Raw genomic sequence first — 20,083 nt, 5'->3', positions numbered from 1 at the left:
GATGGCCATTCCTACAAATGTCGAGACTACCTTCCTTCTGGGGCGCCTGAACTGGGACGCCATTCCGAAGGAACCGATCGTCGCGGCAACCTTCGTCGCAGTTGCGATAGGCGGCATCGCGCTTGTCGCGCTGCTGACCAAATACAAGCTCTGGGGTTATCTCTGGAACGAGTGGTTCACTTCGGTCGACCACAAGAAGATCGGGATCATGTACATGATCCTCGGCCTGATCATGTTCGTGCGCGGCTTCGCCGACGCGGTCATGATGCGCCTCCAGCAGGTGATGGCCTTCAACGGCTCCGAGGGCTATCTCAACGCCCATCACTACGACCAGATCTTCACGGCGCATGGCGTCATCATGATCTTCTTCGTGGCGATGCCCTTCGTCACCGGCCTGATGAACTATATCGTGCCGTTGCAGATCGGGGCGCGCGACGTCTCCTTCCCGTTCCTGAACAACTTCTCGTTCTGGATGACGGTCGGCGGCGCGGTCATCGTCATGGCGTCGCTTTTCGTGGGTGAATTTGCGCAAACCGGCTGGCTGGCCTTCCCGCCGCTGTCGGGCATTGCCTATAGCCCGTGGGTCGGCGTCGATTATTACATCTGGGGCCTGCAGGTCGCGGGTGTCGGGACGACGCTCTCGGGGATCAACCTGATGGTGACGATCCTCAAGATGCGCGCGCCGGGCATGACCATGATGAAGATGCCCGTCTTCACCTGGACCTCGTTCTGCACGAACATCCTGATCGTGGCCTCGTTCCCGGTCCTGACGATGACGCTGATCCTGCTGACGCTGGACCGCTATATCGGCACGAACTTCTTCACCAATGACCTTGGTGGCAACCCGATGATGTATATCAACCTCATCTGGATCTGGGGCCACCCGGAGGTCTATATCCTCATCCTGCCGCTGTTCGGCGTCTTCTCGGAGGTCACCTCGACCTTCTCGGGCAAGCGGCTGTTCGGCTATACCTCGATGGTCTATGCGACCGTCTGCATCACGGTCCTCAGCTACCTCGTCTGGCTGCACCACTTCTTCACGATGGGCTCGGGCGCCTCGGTGAACTCGTTCTTCGGGATCACCACCATGATCATCTCGATCCCGACCGGCGCGAAGATCTTCAACTGGCTCTTCACCATGTATCACGGCCGCGTCCGCTTCGAGCTGCCGATGATGTGGACCGTCGCCTTCATGTTGACCTTCGTTATCGGCGGCATGACCGGCGTTCTGCTGGCTGTTCCCCCGGCGGATTTCGTGCTGCACAACTCGCTGTTCCTGATCGCGCATTTCCATAACGTGATCATCGGCGGCGTGGTGTTCGGGGTGTTCGCGGCGATCAACTACTGGTGGCCCAAGGCCTTCGGCTTCAAGCTGAACGTGTTCTGGGGCAAAGTCAGCTTCTGGTGCTGGGTCGTGGGCTTCTGGGTGGCGTTCATGCCGCTCTATATCCTCGGCCTGATGGGCGTGACCCGCCGGATGCGTGTCTTCGACGATCCCGACCTGCAGATCTGGTTCATCGTCGCGGGCATCGGTGCATTGCTGATCGCCGCCGGTATCGGAGCGATGTTCCTTCAGTTCGGCATCTCGATCTGGAAGCGCAACGACCCCGAATATCGCGACGTGACGGGCGATCCCTGGAATGGCCGCACGCTGGAATGGGCAACGTCCTCGCCGCCGCCGGCCTATAACTTCGCCTTTACCCCGGTCGTCCACGGGCTTGATGCCTGGGCCGAGATGAAGGAGGCGGGCGCCGCCCGTCCGAAGGCCAGCTACATGCCGATCCACATGCCGCGCTATACCGGTTCGGGAGTGATCCTCGCCGCGCTCTGCACGATCTGCGGTATCGCCATGATCTGGTATATCTGGTGGCTTGCCATCCTGTCCTTCCTGGCCGTGGTTGGTTACTCGATCTATCACACCTTCAACTACGACCGGGATTACTACGTCCCCGCCGAGGAAGTGACCGCGGTTGAAAAGGCCCGTGATCTTCAGCTGGCACAGGGAGCATGATGCGATGAGCACCGTTACCCAACTCCAAAGCCCGGCAGATTACTGGGAGACCGAGCCCCACCACCACGCCGAGGGAGCCTCGACCAATATCGGCTTCTGGGTCTACCTGATGAGCGACTGCCTGATGTTCGCAGTCCTCTTCGCGACCTATGGCGTGCTTCACGGAAACCTTGCGGCCGGCCCCGGCCCCAAGGACCTGTTCGACCTGGAACTCGTCGCGCTGAACACCGCGATGCTGCTCTTCTCGTCGATCACCTATGGTTTTGCGATGCTGCGCATGGTCAGGGGTGACAAGGCGGGCACGCTGAAATGGCTGGCGGTGACGCTGTTCTTCGGCCTCTGCTTCCTTGCGATCGAACTCTACGAGTTTCATCACCTGATCCATATCGGCGCGGGACCGCAGCGTTCGGCCTTCCTGTCGGCGTTCTTCACGCTGGTCGGAACGCACGGCCTGCACGTCACCTTCGGCTCGATCTGGCTGATCACGCTGATGGTGCAGGTGTCGAAATTCGGCCTGAGCGCGGCCAACCAGCGCCGGCTGATGTGCCTCAGCCTGTTCTGGCACTTCCTCGACCTGATCTGGATCGGGGTTTTCACGGTCGTCTATCTCATGGGGGTGATCTGATGGCACATGCGCATAATCATCACGACGCACATCACGGTGACGATGATGCCCTCCATCACGAGGAGCACGGCACCTTCAAGAGCTACATGACCGGCTTCGTGCTGGCGGTGATCCTGACGGTGATCCCCTTCGGGATCGTCATGGGCGGCGGCTTCGACAGCCGCGCCCTGACGGTGGCGGTCGTGATCCTCTGCGCCGTGGCGCAGGTTCTGGTGCATATGATCTACTTCCTGCACATGAATAGCCGGGCGGAGGAGGGCTGGACCCTGCTTTCGGCCATCTTCACGATCGTGATCGTGGTCATCATGATTGCCGGTTCGCTCTGGGTCATGTTCCACCTGAACACGAACATGATGCCGCAGATGAACCACGAATTGCAGGTCATGCCGTGACTTCGGGCGCGGCCAACCAAGAGCCGCGCCGGTTCAGGTCAAGACTGGCCTGGACCCTGATGGCGCTCGCCTCGGCGGTGGGCGTCATTCTGCTTTGCGGGCTGGGCATCTGGCAGGTCCAGCGCCTGCAATGGAAGACCGAGCTGATCGAGCGGGTCGAGGCACGGCTTGCCGCGGCGCCCATCCCCGCTCCCGGCCCGGCCGAATGGGACGCGCTGGGGCAGCAGGCGGACGAATATCGCCGCGTCGCGGTCGCCGGGCAGTTCGCGTTTTCCGACGAGGTTCTGGTTCAGGCGGTGACGGCTCAGGGCGCCGGCTACTGGGTGGTGACGCCGCTAATGACGCCCGAGGGCTGGGCGGTCTGGATCAATCGCGGCTTCGTGCCGCAGGATCGCCGCGAGGCGGCGGATCGGCTGGCACCGGCGGGCGAGCAGCAAGTTTCCGGGTTGCTCCGAGTTACGCAGCCGGACGGAGCCTTTCTCAGGTCGAACGATGCCGCTGGCGGGCGCTGGTATTCGCGCGACGTCGAGGCGCTGTCCCAGACCAAGGGTCTTGGCCAGCATGCGCCCTATTTCATCGACGCCGATCGCGGGCAGGACGCGAACGCCCTGCCCATCGGCGGCCTTACCGTCGTCAGCTTCCGCAACAGCCATCTCAGCTATGCGCTGACATGGTTTGCGATGGCGGCCGGCCTTGCCGCCGGCGCCTTCTTCGTCCTCAGCCGGGATCGCTCGCAACCGTGACCGCCCGGCGGGCCGTCGCGGGTTCGAGGTCGTGCAGGAAGGCGCGCGCCCAGACCGAGACGGGATATTCCTCCAGCCGCCGCATCATGGCGGAATGGCGGTCCCTGCGCTCTTCGACCGGCATGGTCAGGGCGCGGGCCATGGCGTTCGCGACATCCTCGACATCATAGGGATTGACGATCAGGGCCGCGCCCATCTCGGCCGCCGCACCGGCGAATTGCGACAGGACCAGAACGCCCGGATCCTCGGGATCCTGCGCCGCGACATATTCCTTGGCGACGAGGTTCATCCCGTCCCGCAGCGGCGTGACGAGGCCGACCTTTGCGAGGCGATAGAGCCCGGCCAGCAGGCTGTGGCTGAAGGCGCGGTTGATATAGCGCACCGGAACCCAGTCGAGCGTCCCATAGCTCGCATTCAGCCTGCCGGCCCGCTCGGCCACCTCCTGCTGGATGCGGTCATAGCCCTCGATCCCGCTGCGCGATGCCGGGGTGATCTGCAGGAAGCTGACCCGGTTATGCAGGCCCGCATGGCTCTCCAGAAGCTGCTCGATCGCGCGCAACCGCTCGGGCAGGCCCTTGGAATAGTCGAGGCGATCGACCCCGATCACCATATCGCGCGGCCCGAACCTCTCGTAGAGGTCGCGGATGCGCGGCAGGTCGCGCGCCCGCCGCGCCCGCGCTGCAAAGCCCGCCGTGTCGATCGAGATTGGATAATGCCCGATCCGCGTTCCCCGTGGCGGGGTCGTCGCCTCCAGCGTGCCGCGCATCGCTTCGACGGCATCGCGCAGATTGCGCGCATCGGCCCGTGTCTGCAGCCCCACCACGTCATAGGCCAGCATCGCCGACAGGAAGCTGCGCGCGCGCGGCAAGGCACGGAACAGATCCTGCGCCGGCCAGGGGATGTGGTGGAAATAGCCGATCCGGTTCTCGACCCCGCGCTTGCGCAATGCCTCGGCCAGCGGGATCAGGTGATAGTCATGGACCCAGATCAGGTCATCGGGCCGCAGCATCGAGACCAGCTCATCGGCGAACTTGCCGTTCACCGCCATATAGCAGTCCATGTCGGCGCGGGTATATTCAAGCAGATCCGGCCGGTAATGGCAAAGCGGCCAGAGCACGCTGTTCGAGATGCCCTCGTAATATCCCGCGATGTCCTGCGGGGTCAGGTCCAGCGCGGCATAGGTCACCTTGCCCTCGACCTGCAGGCGCGGCGGGCCGGGCTCCTCGGAGGTCTTGCCCGACCAGCCGAGCCACAGCCCGTCCTTGTCCTTCAGCGCGGCTTCCAGCGCCACGGCCAGCCCACCGGCGGCGACGCCCTTGCCAAGCGCGGGCAGGCGGTTCGAGACGACGACGAGGCGGCTCATACCACGTCCTCCCAGCGCCGCGACAGCTTGATCGCGGCGTTGATCAACCCGACCATCGAATAGCTCTGCGGGAAATTGCCCCAGAGTGTGCGGCTGGCGACATGCACGCCCTCGGAGAGCAGGCCCAGCGGATTTCGCTGCGCCAGCACCTCGGCAAAGATCTCGCGCGCCTCATCCTCGCGGCCAAGCCGGCAAAGCGCGTCGATCAGCCAGAAGGTGCAGGCGGTGAAGGCGGTCTCGGGCGCGCCGAAATCATCGGGGGTCTTGTAGCGAAAGAGGTGGTGTCCCTGCCGCAATTCATCCTCGATCGCCAGGACCGTGGCGCGATAGCGCGGGTTCGCGCCGGTCGTGTAGCCCAGTTCGGTCATCAGCAGAAGGCTCGCGTCCAGATCCTCTCCGCCGAAGGCCATGACATAGCTTTGGCGCGCCTCGCTCCAGCCATAGGCCTCGATCGCCTCGCGGATCTTCGCGGCCTCGCGGCCCCAGAAGGCGGCCCGGTCGCCCAAGCCCAGATGCGCCGCGATGCGCGCCAGCCGGTCGCAGGCGCCCCAGCACATCAGCGCCGAATGGGTGTGGATGCTTTCACGGGTGCGAAACTCCCACAGGCCGGCATCCGGGGTGTTCCAGCGCGCGACGGCCTGATGGCCCAGAACCTCCAGCCGCTGGAACAGATCCGCGCCGCCCAGTCGCGGCAGGCGTTCGTCAAAGAAACACTGGCTGACGGCAAGGATGACCGAGCCGTAGCCGTCGTTCTGGACCTGCATATAAGCCGCATTGCCCCGCCGGACCGGCTTGTTCCCGGCATAGCCCGCAAGCGCGTCGCAGCTTTCCTCGACGATCACCCGCTCATGCCCCAAACCGAACAGCGGCTGCATATAGCCATCGGGCGAGCCGGTGGCGAGGTTCAGGACATATTCCAGATAATCCTCCATCGTCTTGGTGACACCGAGGCTGTTCAGCGCCTTGATGGTGAAATAGCTGTCCCGAAGCCAGCAGAAGCGATAGTCCCAGTTGCGCCCGGTGCCCTGATATTCGGGGATCGACGTCGTCAGCGCCGCGACAATGCCGCCGGTTTCCTCATATTCGCAAAGCTTCAGGGTAATTGCGGCACGGATCACCGCATCCTGATAATCGGGCGGGATCGACAATGCGCGGACCCAGTCGGACCAGTAATCCTGCGTGCGGTCAAGGAAACTGGCTGCGATCACCTCGGGTGCTTCGGTCAGAGGCTCGTCCGGGCCCAGCAGAAAGACGCGCGGGCGGTCGAGCAGGAAGGGCGTCTCGTGCAGCACGAATTCCACGGGCGCCGAGGTTGTCAGGCGCAGCCGCTCGTCTCCCAGCAGATAGCGCAGGTGGTTCGATCCGCGCCGGACCTTGGCCGGATGCGCGCCATAGCCGTGGCGGGGCCTGAGGCGCATGGTGATCCGGGGCATCCCCTGCAGCGGCTCGACGATGCGGACCAACGTGCGGCCCCGGAACATGCGCCCGCGATCGTGAAAGCGGGGCAGGAAGTCGGTGATCCTCAGGCTGTTGCCCTGCGCATCGGTCTGGATGGTTTCGAGGATCGCGGTATTGCGGCGATAACTTTGCCGCGTCTCGACCAGATCGTCGCAGCGGATCGACCAGATGCCCTCCTCGGGTCCGGCCTGCGGTTCGAGAAGGTTGCAGAAAACCGGATCGCCGTCGAAGCGCGGCAGGCACATCCAGACGATGTCGCCCCAGCGGTTCGCAAGCGCGGCAATTGCCGCATTGCCTATGATGCCCAGTTCCAGCGAGGGGGCGGGTGCGTTCATATTCATGCGTCCAGCCTTTCCCCAAGCCAGGCGGCAAGCGCCTCGGGGCCTGCGAGGCGCAGATCCCCGTCGATGGCCGCATGGCCAAGGGCGACCGCGATCCCCCCCGCCTCGCGCGCGGCATCCAGCATGGGCTGATCGTTCAGATCATCGCCAAAGGCGATCGGACGGCGGCCCCGAAAGGCGGGGAGGGCAAGGAAACGGCGCAGCGCGGTCCCCTTGTCGTCACCGACCGGCCGGATCTCGGCCACGCATTTCCCCGGCTGCAAGCGCCAGCCCGCGCCCAGTTCCGCCAGCACATCATCCGCCGCGCCGCGAAGCGCCGTCTCGGCATCGGGGGCACCGCGCCAATGCAGGGCAAGGCCCTGTCCCTTGTCCTCGAGCAGCGCGCCGGGATGGGCCGAAACCAGCGTTTCGAGCGCCGGCAGCAGCGGACGGACCGCCGCGATGCGGGCAGGGAGGTCGGGATCCGCCTCGACCGCCACGCCGGGAAAGTCCAGACCGTGCATTCCGGCAATCAGCATGTCAGAGGCGACCAGCGCGGACAATTCATGCCTGTTGCGCCCGGTGATGATGGCGACCGCCCCGTGCGTGCGCGCGACCAAGCGGACGAGGTTCCGGCCCATTTCCGCTGAAAGCGTCACTTCCTGCGGTCGGGGCGCGATCTCGGTCAGCGTTCCGTCGAAATCGAAGAAGAAAGCGAATCGATCCAGATCCAGTGATCCGAATTCGGCAGTAATATCCTTCAATGCATCCGTCCTTTCCGGTGATGCGGCCAGATTGGAGCGCGCCTTCTGCAGGCGCACATGGGGTTGCGCGCCGATTGACGCGACCGCTCCAAGCTTCAAGGCGCGGGCTTCCGGCCCGGTTCCCGCCAATTCGGGCAGCGCCACCCTCGGACGCGCCCGCTGCCCGTACATTGGACCCTTGCGATCGGTGTCCGGGCAATTTGACAGCAAGGAACGGAACGCATCACACGCAGGAAGCGCCTAGGCTATGCCCATCACGAACCGAAAGGTGCTATAGCATGTTCATGCATCAGGATCAAAACACCGCCCTCGACCCGCGCTGGCAGACCGTGCTTCGCCGCGACAGGGATGCCGATGGCACATTCGTCTATGCGGTGCGCAGCACGGGCGTCTATTGCCGGCCATCTTGCGCCTCGCGCCGCGCAAAGCCTGAGAATGTAAGCTTTTTCCCCTCGCCCGAGGCGGCGGAGGCACAGGGTTTCCGCCCCTGCCTGCGCTGCCATCCGCGCGGCCAGTCCCCGGCCGAGGCGAATGCCGCGCTGATCGCTGCCGCCTGCAGGATGATCGAGGAGAGCGAGGAGGTGCCCTCGACCGAGGCGCTGGCGCGCAGGATCGGCCTCAGCACCTTTCACTTCCACCGGCAGTTCAAGGCGCTGACCGGCCTGACGCCACGCGGCTATGCCTCGGCGCATCGCGGGGGGCGGCTGCGCGAGGCTCTGGCCTCCGGCGCCAGCGTTACGGCCGCGATCCACGAGGCGGGCTTCGGCTCGGCCAGCCGCTTCTACGAGACGGCAGAGAGCGTCATCGGCATGTCGCCCTCGGCCTTCCGCAAGGGCGGGGCCGAGGCCGAGATCCGCTTTGCCCTCGCGCAATGCTCGCTGGGCGCGATCCTTGTCGCCAGCACCGAGAAGGGGCTTTGCGCGATCTCGCTTGGCGATGAACCCGAACCCTTGCTGATCGAATTGCAGAACCGCTTCCCGCAGGCGCGCCTGATCGGCGGCGATGCGGCATTCGAGGCGCTGGTCGCCCGCGTCGTGGCCTTCGTCGAAGCGCCGGGAACCGGCCTCGACCTGCCGCTGGATATTCGCGGCACCGCGTTCCAGCAGCGCGTCTGGCAGGCTTTGCGCGACATCCGCGCGGGCGAGACGGTCAGCTATGCCGAGCTTGCCGCCCGGATCGGCGATCCAAAGGCGGTGCGGGCGGTTGCCGGGGCCTGCGCGGCAAATACCCTTGCCGTGGCGATCCCCTGCCACCGGGTCGTGCGCAGCGATGGCGCGATCTCGGGCTATCGCTGGGGCGTCGCCCGCAAGCGCGAGATCCTTGACCGCGAGGCGCGGGGCTAACGCCCCCGCTGCCAAAACAGCGCGTAAGCCAGATAAAGCCCGGCGGCGCCAAAACCCGCGGCCCAGAGCGTGGCGCCATTCGCCATTTCGATTCCGGCCCAGGCCAGCGGCGCAATGACGCAGATCAGCCTGACCCAGAGCGGGTTGAAGAAAGGATTGTTCGGATCGACCAACATGCCCCTTCCTTAGCGCAGGCTTGGACCCTGATGAAGGACCATTGCGTTCCTATCTGCCGGTTTTTGGGGAGATGGACCATGCTGCAGGAAGTGCAAAGGATCTTCATGGGGGATCAGAGCCCGCTTTTTCTGGCCGAGATCCTGTTTCGGACCACGATCATCTATTTCTACACATTGGCCCTGATGCGCTGGATCGGCGGCCGCAGCGTCGCCCAGCTTTCGATCATCGAGTTCCTGCTGGTCATCGCCATCGGCTCGGCCGTGGGGGATTCGCTCTTCTATCCCGACGTGCCGCTGATCCCGGCGATGCTGGCGATCCTGCTGGTCGTGACCGCGAACAAGCTGATCGACCTTGCCATCCTGCGCTCGGACCGGATGACGCGGTTCTTCGAGGGGAGTCCGGTGGTTGTCGTGACCGACGGCCATGTCCATCGCAGCAAGATCCAGAGCAAGGGCATCGGCGTGCAGGAGTTGTATCTCAAGCTGCGGGATCAGGGCATCACGGACCTGTCCGAGGTGAGGCTGGCGGTGCTGGAGACCAATGGAGCGCTTTCCGTGCTGACCAGACGCCGCGACGGGCCTGCGCCGGCAGGTCTTTACCAGCCGCCGGCAATTCCCGCGACGGAACTCGCCCCCTCTTCCGAACCGACCTGATCCCCGGCTTGCACCGGGGGCGTTTTCGCTTCAGGTTGCGGGCGCAAATTTCGCGAGCGTGCCATGACCCATACCCTGTTCCCCGGCATTCGGATCGAGGCGGCAGAGATCCGCATCGTGCGGCTGCCTTTGCTGACGCCTTTCGTGATCTCGACCGGGACCATGACCGAGAAGATCTTTCCGCTTCTGACCCTCAAGGGCGAGGGGTTGGAGGGCTATGGCGAGGGGGTGATGGACCTGCTGCCGGATTACCTCGAGGAGACGCAGGCCGGCGCGCTGGCCTTTCTGGCAGAGGCGGTTCTGCCGCGCATTCTGGGCCAACGCTTTGCCAGCCCGGCCGAGCTTGCCGCGATTCTCGATCCGTGGCGCGGGCACAGGATGGCCAAGGCGATGGTCGAAATGGCGGTCTGGGATCTGTGGTCCAAGGCGCTGAACATTCCGCTGGCATCGGCCCTTGGCGGCACCCGCTCAGAGGTCGAGGTTGGGGTCAGCCTTGGCATCGCCGATATCCCGACGACGCTTGACCGCGTCGCCGTCGCGGTCAAGGCCGGCTATCGCCGCGTCAAGCTGAAGGTCCGGCGCGGCCATGATCTGGGCCTCCTCGCCGCGGTGCGCAAGGAATTTCCGGCGATCAAGCTGACCGTGGACGCGAATACCGATTACCGGCTCGATGATCTGCCGTTGCTGAAGGCTATGGACGCCTTCGCGCTCGACTATATCGAGCAGCCCTTGGCCTTCGACGACATCCATGACCATGCGCAGGTGCAGCGCCAGATCGTGACGGCGATCTGCCTTGACGAGAGCATCCGTTCGGCCACCGATGCGCGCAAGGCGCTGGTCGCGGGGGCGGGACGGGTCATCAACATCAAGGTCGGGCGCGTCGGCGGCTTCGCCTCGGCCCGCGCGATCCATGATCTGTGCGCGGCCTTCGACGTGCCGGTCTGGTGCGGCGGCATGTTGGAATCCGGGGTCGGGCGCGCGCATAACATCCATCTCGCCACCCTGCCGAACTTCTCGAAACCGGGTGATACATCATCAGCAAGCCGTTATTTCAAAAGGGATATTATCGAGCAAAAGTTGGAATCTTCGGACGGATTGATGCCGCCTCCCCTGCATGGGCCGGGGCTGGGCGTCACGCTGGACCGCGCCTATCTCGACACAGTGACGGGCGAGCGGATGGATTTCCGGCCATGACCGAGGTGACGCTGCGCGAGCTGACATCGCTTGCGGAACTGAAGGCGACCGAGGATTTCCAGCGTGCGGTCTGGGGACAGGACGATCCGGCCGACAATGCCGACCTGATGCTTGCTATCCAGCATGAGGGCGGGCTTGTCGCGGGCGCGTTCGCGGATGGGCGGATGCTGGGGTTCCTGTTTGCCTTTCCGGGTGCGACGCCGGGACTCCAACATTCGCATCGGCTGGGGGTCTTGCCGCAGGCGCGCGGATTGGGGCTGGCGCCGCGCCTGAAATGGTTCCAGCGCGAATGGTGCCTTGCGCGTGGGGTCAACCGGGTGCGCTGGACCTTCGATCCGCTGCGCACGGTCAATGCCAGCCTGAATATCCATGTTCTTGGCGGGACTTCCGTGACTTATCTCGAAAATTACTACGGCAATATGCAGGGAATAAATCTGGGTCTGCCCTCGGACCGCCTGCTGATCGACTGGCATCTGGACCGTCCCGAGGTCGTGGCGAGGGCCGAGGGGGTGGCAAGACACTGGGAAGCGGCGCCGGTTACCGGGCGTGTCCGCATTCCCGCCGATATAGACCAGCTTCTCGCGACCGATCCCGATGCGGCGCTCGCCGCGCGGCTTGAGTTGCGCGAGGTGCTGACCGCGGCCTTTGCCCGGGGCGAAAGGATCCACGGCTTCGACAAGGGCGAGGCGAGCTATCTGCTCTCGCACCCGGCCGAGGGCTGAGATCAATCGGAGGGTGGGGCGGGCACCAGACTTGCAAGGGCCGCGGCGTCGAACCCGCCATTCCGCCAATCCTCGAGGGCCTTTCGCGTCGCCGGACCCGGCACCCCGTCGGTCGCGCCGTGATAGAGGCCGGTGATGGCGAGGCGTCCCTGCAGCGCCCGCAATGTGCGGGGGTTCCAGTTGTCGGCATGGTCGGTCAGCTCGCCCAGCAACTCTCCTCCGTCTGACGCGACGCCCAGAAGCAACTGGATGGCGGCGGCGGAGGGGTCTGGGTCGCCGCCGCGGCCCTCGTCCAGAAGCACCGCCGCCGCGCGATGAGCGCGCGGCTCGCCCTCGCGCGCGGCGCGCTCGAACAGCGCCCGCGCATCGACCGGGTCGCCGAACTTCCCGTCGCGGGCCAGAACGCCGAGGTTGAAAGTGGCGATGCCCGCGCCGCCCTCGGATGCCTTGCGCATCAGGGCAATACCGCGCGCGCGGCTTTGCTCATCCTGATCCGGGCCAAGCAGCGTCACGGCAAGGTTGATCGCGGCATCGGCGCTGCCGCCTTCCGCCGCCTTTTCGTAAAGCGCAAGCGCGCCTGCCGGGTCTTTCGGGGTTCCGTCCCCGGCCTCCTTCAGCAGGGCAAGGCTGACCATGGCGCGCAGGTCGCCGCGCGCGGCCGCATCCTCGTAAAGCGCGATCGCCTTTTCGCGCAACCCGGAGGCGGCATAGGCGCGGGCCAGCAGAGCGACATAGCGCGCCTGCCGGGGGTTGAGGCGGGCCGCTTCTTCACAATTGCGGATCGCCTCGACAGAGTTGCGGCCCAGAAGCTCGAACGAGACGCCGGGCGTGGTCTCGGTCCCGTCGCGGGGATGGTTCGCCAGCAATTCGCAGCGCCGCGCCGCGCCCAGATCGGCGTCGCTTGGCAGTTCCGCTAGAAGCTGGCGGGCCGCATCGACATGAGGCCCCCGCGGATAGGATTTCAGATAGCTCTCGAACAGAGGGCGCAGCTTGCTGCGTTGGGCCAGTTGCCACAATTGCTCGCCGTGGTCGTCATCGGGGCCGGCGCTCCGCAGATAGGTGTCGCCATTCTCTCCACCCGTCAGCAAGGCCAGCACATCGCTGACATGCGCGCCGTCGGGATAACGCTGAAGATAAAGCCGCAGCAGGCTGGGATCGCCGCCGCGCACCGCGACCTGATAGAACATCGTATCGGGCGAAGCCGTGGGCGGGCCGTCGTCGAAGAAGAACCGTCGCGTCAGGGACGAGCTTTCCCACGGGATCTGCTGGCCGCCGCTTTGCGCGATTACGTCCTTGCGCACAGCGATCATCATTTCGGAAATATCCTGGGACGGGGTGCGGATATGGTTCAGCAGCGCCCCGGTGAAGGTGCCGTTCCGGCCGCCGCCGTCCGAGGCGACCGCGCCCGGCTGCGTGGCATAGGCGATCAGGAAATCCGCCGCGCTGCCGACGCGGGCAAGGCCGTCATCGCCGCCGGGGATGCGGTTGCGGTTGTCGCGGCAGGCATCGAGCATCACGATCTTCAACCCCGGCGCGGCGGCCAGCGCGTTCAGTGCCGCGTCGAGCGAGACCGATGCCGCCGTCGCCTCCTCGCGCGTGGCGGGCCGGAAATCGCTTGGCAGCAGGTAGTTCTTGTCCGAGATCTGGAAGGCGTGGCCGGCATAATAGAACAGCGCCACATCCGCGGATTTCGCATCCACGCCAAAGCGCGAGATCATCTCGAGCATCTCGGCACGGCTGCGGTCGATCCCCAGCGTGACGCGAAAGCCAAGGCCGGTCAGGGCCACGGCCATATCATTGGCATCATTCGCCGGATTGTCGAGGCTGCCGATCGTGTCATAGCTCGCATTGCCGATGATCAGCGCAAGCCGTTCGGCTGCCAGCGCGCGCGCCGGAAACCCACCGCCAAGCAGCATCACCAGCAGCAGGGCGATGCCGACGGCCCCGGACCTAGAGGCCGACCGCACGGACCAGCATGTCATCGGCCTTGTCCACGGTGGCAAGGATCAGGTTCTCCTGGCGCGCATGGGCGCGGACCAGTTCGGGATCTTCGACGCGCAGCAGTTCGATCTGCTTGACGATCTGGGCCTTGGCCGAGGACATGGCGCGGCTCGCCTCGGTCAGGGCCTCGCGGCGGATGCTCTCCCGCTCGGTCTCGGTCGTTGCATTCCGCAGGCGGTCGCGGGCGCGGTTGCTGGACCGGCCGATCTCGGTGCTGGCCTCGCGCAGGATCGCCGAGACCGTCTGCATCGAGGGTGGCAGATCGGTCGAAAGCTGGTCCAGCGCTGAGGAATAGCGGCTCAATGCGCGCGAAAGGCAGGCCAGCATGTCCTCGGTCTGCCCCTCGTGCTGGCTGCAATTCTCGATCTCCAGCGAAATCTCCTGCGAGATGGAGGCGAGCCGCATGAGTTCCTCGTCCTCGGCGACGCCCGGTGCCTGCCGCGCGCCGGGGTCGCCAAGGCCGGTCAGACCGGTCAGGGTTGCCGGGATCAGGATCTCGGTCAAGTCGCGGGGGTTCGGGACGGGATCGACGTTCTCGGACTCCCCTTCATAGGGATGGGGAGGGAGCGCGCGCGGCAGCATTGCGAGGGTGCCGGGCGTGTAGTCGATGGCGTAATTCACCTCGGCCCCGTCCGTCATCGCGAGGTCCGAGGCCGTCACCACATAGCGGCCGGGCGGGCTGTCCTGATTGCCGTCGCTGTGGAAATCAAGGCCGGTGACGCGGTCCCCGTTCACCAATGTTCCATCGGCAAGCCGCCAGCGGAAGGTTGGCGTCTCTCCGGTGAAGATGGCTTCGTCCAGCACGTCGACGGTGATCGGGCGCGGCAGCACGGTCAGCGATCCCGTATTGTAGGTGATGGTGTAATTCGAGGTCGCGTTCCTTCCATTACCCCTGACGACAGCCCCCGAACCCGTGATGTCATAGGGAGAGCCCGTGACCCAGGCACGGGCAGGCGCGCCGTCGCTCGACAGCACGAACGCGGCCAGTTCGTCATCATAGCGCAGCCCGCTGACGATCCCTTCGATATTCGAGAGATCGAGCGTATCCCCATAGATTTTCTTTAGATCTCCGATCGTGATCGTCAGTGGCGCCCGGTCGATCGTCAGCGTCGCGTCCGAACTTACGATGTCATAGCGCCTGCCTGCGGGCGAGGTGACGGAACCTGCGGTCAGGACATCATAGCTGCCCGCATTGCGCGGCGATCCCGGCAGGCTGAAAATCCCGGTGGTCGAGGGGATGTCACCAGCGGCCCCGAAGAGATAGCGCCCGAGGCCGTAGACGGTGCCGCCGGGAACCGGCCGGGCATCGCCATAGGTCACCCTCAGATCGTCGGGAACGGCCCAGAGAACCGCGTCGAGGCTGTAGAGCTGTGGATAATCGCCATCTCCGCCCGGTGCCCAGGTGGTCTGGAAGTTCCATGCTGAGGCCCGGCGCAGGAAGCCTGCGGTATCGTTCTGCAACTGGGCGGTGGTGAGGCCGGTGCCGCTGGCCGATGTCGCTTGCCCCGTGGCCGTGACATCCCAGAACGAGAATGGCGCGTTCCCTTCAATGCCATTCGCGCCGACCGATCCTCCGACCTGCAGCCCTTCCCCTCCTGTGGCTGCGACCGGTCCTGCGGCAAAGGTGCGGGTGATCCAGCCGTTATTGTGGCCCACCAGCCCGCCGACCGCCGCCGGGGCGCCGCCACCATAGCTGACGCTGGCCAGCGAATAAGCATCGGTGATCTGACCGGAGTTCCTGCCGACAAGCCCGCCAAGAGAGGAGGGGGTGCCGTTCGGGCTGTCGATCCCGGCCTCCAGCGCGCCAGAGGCGCGGGCAAAGCGCAAGGCCCCCGCGTTCTGGCCGATGCTGCCGCCGATGAAGAACTGGCCCGAGCCGGTGACGGTGACGTCATTCGTGCCGAAGACATAACGCAAGGCGTTGTCGCTGTATCCGGCCAGCCCGCCGACCACGGCAAGGCTGGTCGTTTCACCGGGGCTCGACAGGTTGACGGTCACGTCGCCCGTCGCGAAGGAGGTCTCGACCTGACCGGAATTCGCGCCCATCAGCCCCCCCACCGCGACCGAGCCGGCGGTATCCACATCAATCGCGGTGCTGGAACTGCTGCGGGTGATCCCGCGGATATTGGTGCCGGTCAGCCCGCCAATCGCGCTGATCCGGGTGCCGAAAAATTCGTCGGGGCTGTCGAACGAAATCGAGCCGGCGCTCCTCACCCTCGTCAGCGTGCCGGAATTCTGGCCGACGATGCCGCCGATGATCCAGCTTCCCGACCCGGTCTGCGTGATGGTCGGCGTGGCGGTCGTGTCCCTGATCGCGTCGGTCAGGGTCGTCTGTCCCGCGATGCCACCGATGCGGTTGGGCGCGGGCGTGCCCCCCTCGCTGAACTCGCTGCCCCCGAAATCCGAGGTGATGGTCCCGATATAGTTGCTGCTCGCGATGGTCGAGTTGCCCGAGAGCCGCCCGGCGATGCCGCCGACATGGATCATGTCGTCCGCGCCATCGGCGAAGCCGTCGAAACTCAGCGTGACGCGGGAATCCGTGTTCGTGATCGTTCCATCGGTGAACTGGCCGATGATGCCCCCATACATCCCGCCGACGATTGCATCCTCGCCCCTGGTGGCCTCGATCGCGCCTGAGACCTGGACATTGCTGATGACGTTCGATCCGGCACCGGCCAGCGCACGGCCGACCAGTCCGCCAGTGGCCCCGGCACCCGACGCGTCGATGCTGACGCCCGTAAGTCGCAGGTTGCTGAGAGTCGCGCCCTGAATCATCCCGAAAAGCCCGCCCCGGAGACCCGGAAAGCTTTGCGTCAGCCCCGAGATGGTGCGCGGGCCGCCGGGGCCGGCCCCATTCAGGCTGCCGGTGAAGGGTTCGTCGAGGGTTCCGATCGGGTTGAAGCCCGCGCCGAGCCGCCATTCGGCGGTGCCCGCGGCCGCGATATTGCTGCCCAAGGCGTAATGCGCGGCCTCAAACCCTTCCGAGCCGATGCCCTGCAGCCCGTAGACGTCGGTGATGACATAGCGGTTGTCGGTCGTGCCTGCGCCGCCGCGCGCGCGCAGAAAGCCCGCATCCGCCCCGATCGCGAAGTCGCGCGCGAAGAATGCGGGCAGGGTGGCGGTGTTCTGCATCCATTGCGAGGCGCCAGTCAGGCGGAAGCTGTCCACGTTGACGCGGCCGCCGGCCGCAATCTCGGGCGCTTGCAGCGTCAGCGCACCCCCCGGCCCGGCCAGCGCCGCGTTCAGCGCAATGCCGGATCCGGCGGTCATCGACAGGGCGCTGCTGCCGGTCCAGCTTACCGGGCCGTTGACGACGATATCCGCATCGGCCGAAAAGGACAGGCTGCCCGGGCCGCTCCAGCTGAAGGGCTGTTGAAAGATGATGTCGTTATCGGCGATGAACGTCACGCTCGAATCCCCCCCCTCGCCGCTGGTCAGCGTGAAGGAAATCGGCGTCGCGAAGGTGATATTGCCGGCATCGCCGCCCGGAATGCTGTCATCGGCGGTGGTGAAGATATGGTCTCCGGGCGCTTCGACGATCTCGTAGAAGGTCGTCACCAGAAGCTCGGACGGATCCTCGGACGGTTCTGCGACGACGGTGATGTCCTGCGGGTCGAAAAGCGCGGTCCCCGGCCTGCCGCGCGGCGCGTCCAGCCGGATGTCTGAGCTGCGCAGCGCAAGATCGCGGCCCCCGGAAATCTCGGTAAAGCCGCCATCGCCGCCATGGGCTCCGCCGCGGACCGAGACGCCGCCGTCGAACTCGGTCAGCAGGTCAGACCACAGGATGACGCGCCCGCCATCGGCATCGCCGATCCCGTCCGCCGCGATCCGTGTTCCCGCGTCGATCAGGTTGTAGCTGGCGCGCTGCAATGGTCCGCCGCCCTTGTAGCCGCCTCCGACGCGGATCAGGCCGCCGCCGCCGGTACCACTGGCATCCAGATCGGCGCCCACCAGCTCGATCTGGTCGCCGGTGATCGTGATCTCGCCCCCACGCGCGGGCCGGGCCTCCGGTCGGGCCGCGCGGATCACCGTAGGGACGCGCACGCCACCCCGCGCATCGACGCGACCGGTGACGCGGACCTTCCCACCCTCGCCGCCGCCCAGAACGACGCGGCCGGAGCGACCCGAGACGCTGCGCGCCTCGACCACGCCGGAAAGGTTGATGGTCCGGCGCGCCGCATTGCGCGCGGCGGCGGCCTTCATCTCGATCGCGCCGCCATCGGCCGAGATGCGGCCGGTATGCTCGATACTGGCGCCCTTGTCGGGCGGCAGCGCCACCGACAGGAAGTCGTCGCCCGAGAGGTTCAGCGTCACCCGCTCGGCCGCGCCCAGCCCGGCCCGGCCGAGGGGCACGGTGATCGTGCCGGTATTGCTGACCTGTCCGCCCAGAAGTGCGGCATATCCGCCGGGAATGATGTCGATGCGCCCGGCATTCGCAACCGGGGCAGGGTCGTCGCCGGAAAAGCGCAGCCTGCCGGCCATGAAGTCGGAATCCGCGATGTCCAGGGTCGAGCCGACGAAGCCCGCCGTCGCGATCCGTCCCTGAGATCCCACCACGATCCCGTTCCTGTTCACGATAAAGACCTGTCCATTCGCGCCGAGGCGCCCGTCGATGCGCGAGGGGCTGTCGCCGGTGACGCGGTTCAGGAGGGCGGAGTTGCGGCCGGGCTGGTTGACCTGGACCGACGCGCCATTCCCGATGCTGAAACTTCCCCAGTTGATGATGGCGCGGTTGCTGTTCTGGTTGATGCGCATGCGCGGGCCGCTCTGGGTGACGCTGGCCGATCCCGCGGCGACCTCATGCCCGCCGCCGGGCAAGGTCTGGGCCATGAGCGCGCCCGGCAGCGCCAGCGCGCTGCCTGCCAGCAGCGCCGCCCACAGGCGGCGGCTAGAAACGATATGAGCTGACGATCGTGAAGCGTTCTTCGTCCCTGTTGCCATCGTCCCTGTTCCCTTTGCCGTATTCCAGCCTGACAACTGCGGAGGAATAGTTCGGGTCGCGGATCATCCGCAGGTCCACGCCGATGCCGAAGGTATTGGCATCAACGCGCGCCTCCTCGAGCGAGGAGGGCTGTTCCAGTCGGACCGAGCCGACCGCCGCCGCAAGATAGGGGCTGACCTGTATCGGGCGGCCAAAGCCCTGCGTGGTGAAGTTGCGCGCGACCTCGCCGCGCAGGAACCAGCCGGAATCGCCGGTGATGCTGCCCAGATCGAAGGCCGACAGACCCTCGGAGGAGGCGATGCCGAACTGCTCGCTGGAGAGCATCGGCTTGCCGAACGAGGTCTGGGCCTGACCGGCAAGCGACAAGCCCCAGTCCTGTTGGAAGCTGCGGTCGTAGCGGAACGAAAACTCGAGCTTCTGGAAATCGGCATCCGCGCCTTCGCGCGACAGCGGCAGCTCGGGCGTGGCGTCATCGGCCGATCGGGCGCCCAGCCCGTCGATCCCCACCGACAGGACCGCGGCCATGCGCAGGCCGGCATTGTCGGAAATCTGCCACGCCCCGTCCCCCGTGAGGCGCAGGACGCGCGTGCGGTCCTTGTAAAGGCCAAAACCCCCGGCAGCGGTGTCGAGATCCTGATCGTCGCTCTGGATGTCCAGCGCGCCGGTGACCGAGATATTGCGCTTGACCGTCCGCACGACGGGATAGAACAGCCGCAGCGACACGCGGCTGAAATCCGAGGGCGTGGCGATCGCATTGGTTTCCGGCCCGGTCTTGGAATTTGCCGCCTCGATCCCGAAGGTCAGGCCGTTATAGCCCAGCGGAAAGATGGCCCCCCCGGCAATGGTCCGCAGCTTGGGATCGTCGCCGAAATAGCCGTCCGAACCCAGTTGCGGATGGCCCGAGGCGCGCAGATAGATCACCTCGCCCAGACCGAACTGGTCGTTGAACTCGACCCCGCCGCTGAGGTTCCACTCGCCCAGCTCATCCGAGAAGGTGTTGTCCAGCCCGACAAACCCGGTGACCGAGCGGAACTGGGGGTTCAGGATCACGACGGTGCCGCCGGGTTGCGAACCGGTCGCGAGAGCAGAGCCAAGCGCGACCCCGAACATGTCGCCCGCCAGCAGCAGGCGACGCTCGATATCGGGAAGCCGCAGCGAGGGTTGGTCGACCAGCGGCGCAGTCGTCCGCTCCAGCCGCGCGCGCAGATCCGGGGGCGCGGCGCTGGCATCGACCTTCTCGACATAGCCGTTGACGACGGTGATCCGCAGCGCGCCCCCATCCTCGAGGGTCTGGGCGGGAATGACCACGCGCGAGAGCACATAACCCATCTGGACATAGGCCGCCTCGAGATCGGAGGCCGCGGTGAATATCTCG

Annotated in this window: 15 protein-coding genes; 8 read left to right on the top strand and 7 right to left on the bottom strand. The window is 65.8% G+C overall.

From position 1 onward, the window contains the following. Position 1 precedes the first annotated feature (1 nt). The 4 genes from cyoB to VNQ78_RS10270 are packed head-to-tail and all read left to right on the top strand — an operon-like array spanning position 2 to position 3,771. Complete coding sequence (gene cyoB / locus VNQ78_RS10285; RefSeq protein ID WP_325689329.1) at positions 2–2,011, top strand: cytochrome o ubiquinol oxidase subunit I; 2,010 nt, start codon at positions 2–4, stop codon at positions 2,009–2,011. Positions 2,012–2,015: 4 nt separating this feature from the next. After that, positions 2,016–2,636: a cytochrome o ubiquinol oxidase subunit III gene (gene cyoC, locus VNQ78_RS10280; protein WP_325689327.1), complete on the top strand. Its 621-nt coding sequence runs from the start codon at positions 2,016–2,018 to the stop codon at positions 2,634–2,636. Continuing rightward, complete coding sequence (cyoD, locus tag VNQ78_RS10275; RefSeq protein WP_325689325.1) at positions 2,636–3,028, top strand: cytochrome o ubiquinol oxidase subunit IV; 393 nt, start codon at positions 2,636–2,638, stop codon at positions 3,026–3,028. The genes cyoC and cyoD overlap by 1 nt, the downstream gene beginning before the upstream one ends. 59 nt (positions 3,029–3,087) lie before the next feature. Further along, positions 3,088–3,771, top strand: a complete 684-nt coding sequence (locus VNQ78_RS10270; protein ID WP_325689323.1) for an SURF1 family protein — start codon at positions 3,088–3,090, stop codon at positions 3,769–3,771. On the opposite strand, the gene VNQ78_RS10265 is transcribed toward VNQ78_RS10270, so the two are convergent. The 3 genes from VNQ78_RS10265 to otsB are packed head-to-tail and all read right to left on the bottom strand — an operon-like array spanning position 3,746 to position 7,676. Then, complete coding sequence (locus tag VNQ78_RS10265; protein WP_325689321.1) at positions 3,746–5,134, bottom strand: alpha,alpha-trehalose-phosphate synthase (UDP-forming); 1,389 nt, start codon at positions 5,132–5,134, stop codon at positions 3,746–3,748. The genes VNQ78_RS10270 and VNQ78_RS10265 overlap by 26 nt on opposite strands. Next, positions 5,131–6,933, bottom strand: a complete 1,803-nt coding sequence (locus tag VNQ78_RS10260) for a glycoside hydrolase family 15 protein (protein WP_325689319.1) — start codon at positions 6,931–6,933, stop codon at positions 5,131–5,133. The genes VNQ78_RS10265 and VNQ78_RS10260 overlap by 4 nt, the downstream gene beginning before the upstream one ends. Then, positions 6,930–7,676: a trehalose-phosphatase gene (gene otsB / locus VNQ78_RS10255; RefSeq protein ID WP_325689317.1), complete on the bottom strand. Its 747-nt coding sequence runs from the start codon at positions 7,674–7,676 to the stop codon at positions 6,930–6,932. Before otsB ends, VNQ78_RS10260 begins: the two co-directional genes overlap by 4 nt. Before the next feature lie 278 nt (positions 7,677–7,954). Between otsB and ada the strand changes: the two genes are divergently transcribed. After that, entirely contained in the window at positions 7,955–9,019 is a 1,065-nt protein-coding gene (gene ada, locus VNQ78_RS10250) for a bifunctional DNA-binding transcriptional regulator/O6-methylguanine-DNA methyltransferase Ada (protein WP_325689315.1), read from the top strand. Here the strand turns inward: ada and VNQ78_RS10245 are convergent. Then, the gene (locus VNQ78_RS10245; RefSeq protein WP_325689312.1) at positions 9,016–9,195 is read right to left on the bottom strand and encodes a hypothetical protein; all 180 of its coding nucleotides are present in this window, start codon (positions 9,193–9,195) and stop codon (positions 9,016–9,018) included. The two genes, ada and VNQ78_RS10245, sit on opposite strands and share 4 nt — an antisense overlap. Before the next feature lie 78 nt (positions 9,196–9,273). On the opposite strand from VNQ78_RS10245, the gene VNQ78_RS10240 reads away from it, so the two are divergent. The 3 genes from VNQ78_RS10240 to VNQ78_RS10230 all read left to right on the top strand — a co-directional run bounded on the left by VNQ78_RS10240 (position 9,274) and on the right by VNQ78_RS10230 (position 11,765). Further along, a complete protein-coding gene (locus VNQ78_RS10240; protein ID WP_325689310.1) occupies positions 9,274–9,849 on the top strand; it encodes a DUF421 domain-containing protein in 576 nt (191 codons plus the stop codon). A gap of 63 nt (positions 9,850–9,912) precedes the next feature. Further along, a complete protein-coding gene (gene menC / locus VNQ78_RS10235; RefSeq protein ID WP_325689307.1) occupies positions 9,913–11,043 on the top strand; it encodes an o-succinylbenzoate synthase in 1,131 nt (376 codons plus the stop codon). After that, entirely contained in the window at positions 11,040–11,765 is a 726-nt protein-coding gene (locus tag VNQ78_RS10230) for a GNAT family N-acetyltransferase (protein ID WP_325689305.1), read from the top strand. Before menC ends, VNQ78_RS10230 begins: the two co-directional genes overlap by 4 nt. Before the next feature lie 2 nt (positions 11,766–11,767). Here VNQ78_RS10230 and VNQ78_RS10225 read toward each other — a convergent pair whose 3' ends face one another. The 3 genes from VNQ78_RS10225 to VNQ78_RS10215 all read right to left on the bottom strand — a co-directional run. Continuing rightward, on the bottom strand, positions 11,768–13,747 hold the full coding sequence (locus tag VNQ78_RS10225) for a caspase family protein (RefSeq protein ID WP_325689302.1): 1,980 nt from the start codon (positions 13,745–13,747) through the stop codon (positions 11,768–11,770). After that, positions 13,716–18,707, bottom strand: a complete 4,992-nt coding sequence (locus tag VNQ78_RS10220) for a filamentous hemagglutinin N-terminal domain-containing protein (RefSeq protein ID WP_325689300.1) — start codon at positions 18,705–18,707, stop codon at positions 13,716–13,718. Before VNQ78_RS10220 ends, VNQ78_RS10225 begins: the two co-directional genes overlap by 32 nt. Then, positions 18,655–20,083 (bottom strand): ShlB/FhaC/HecB family hemolysin secretion/activation protein (locus VNQ78_RS10215; RefSeq protein WP_325689298.1); only part of this gene is annotated, 1,429 nt, incomplete at its 5' end. The genes VNQ78_RS10220 and VNQ78_RS10215, both read right to left, overlap by 53 nt.

Source organism: Paracoccus sp. (in: a-proteobacteria), from assembly GCF_035556475.1.
Taxonomy (GTDB): Bacteria; Pseudomonadota; Alphaproteobacteria; order Rhodobacterales; family Rhodobacteraceae; genus Paracoccus.
Note: the sequence above shows the minus strand (reverse complement) of the source record. Positions and strands in the feature narration are given on the sequence as shown.